This window comes from Nonomuraea solani, assembly GCF_900108335.1.
In the GTDB taxonomy this organism is placed as follows: domain Bacteria; phylum Actinomycetota; class Actinomycetes; order Streptosporangiales; family Streptosporangiaceae; genus Nonomuraea; species Nonomuraea solani.
In genome coordinates, this window is record NZ_FNVT01000078.1 from 1 (window position 1) to 1037 (window position 1037).

At 64.7% G+C, this 1037-nt stretch carries 1 protein-coding gene; it reads right to left on the bottom strand.

Going from position 1 to position 1037, the window contains the following annotated elements; translation table 11 throughout:
• Window positions 1-782, bottom strand: a 782-nt coding sequence (locus C4V41_RS60535; protein ID WP_103965019.1) for a glucosaminidase domain-containing protein, incomplete at its 3' end; no start/stop codon positions are given.
• Window positions 783-1037 lie beyond the last annotated feature (255 nt).

Sequence of the window (1037 nt, forward strand, 5' to 3'; positions counted from 1 at the left end):
TTGTCCTTGCTGAAGCCGGTTCCGACGATGGCGTCGGCGTCCCAGGGCATCGCGGCGAACCCTGCGCCGTTGCGCCAGGCCTTGACCTCGCCGGATGGTAGCACCGCCGCGATGTCCGCCTTGCCGTCGCCTGACAGGGAAGAGCCGCCTGTCGCGGTGTTGAAGCGGTAGAGGTTCCAGTTGCGCATCAGCGTGATGACCTTGTCGGCGTACGCGGGGTCGGTCGCGTAGCGGGCGCCGATCTTCCTGGCGAACTCGTCGGGGTCGTTGAGGTGCTGGAAGGCGGGCGCGTAGACGGCGTTGGTGCTCAGCAGGCGGCCGTAGTCGCGGAAGGAGTCCCGCATCGTGGCGTAGACGCGGAAATAGGCGTCCACGTTGTGACAGGTCGGGGTGCATTCCTGCGTCGTGTACTTGTGGCAGCCGACGGCGATGGAGCCGGGGGAGGTGGGGCTCGTGCATTTGAAGCCGAAGTAGTTCTTGTCGTTCACCGACAAGGTGCTGCGGCCCCAGTTCGATTCGAGAATGGCCTGCGCGGTGCCCACCGAGGCCGGCACCCGGAACTCGGCCATGACCGCCTGCGCGGCCGGTCCCGCGACATTGATGAAATCGTCCTGGAAACCGGCGGCGGCGCGTACCTGGGATTTGGTGGCGGCGTCGCGGCTCTCCTGCTGTGTCTTCTCGTCGGCCGGGGGCTTGGGGGCCGCCTGCGCGGTGCCCGCGAACAGCCCGCCGGCGAGGACGGCCAGGACACCGATAACGCTTGCCTTACTGGCGAAATTCATTTTCTGCTCCTTCTTGAGTGCCGATGGAAGAATCATTTCCCGGCCGCCTATAAACGGTCTGGAACTCGACTGCACATTGGCTGGGTAAATGAAAAAAGGCGGACCGCCGTGATGGCGGTCCGCCTTTTAAGGGATTATGGGTTACGCGAAGTGCAGATTGTCGTTGGTGAAGCCGGTGGCGATGATGGCGTCGGCGTTCCAGGGCATGGCGGCGAACCCGGCTCCGTTGTGCCAGGCCTTGACTTCGCCGTTGGC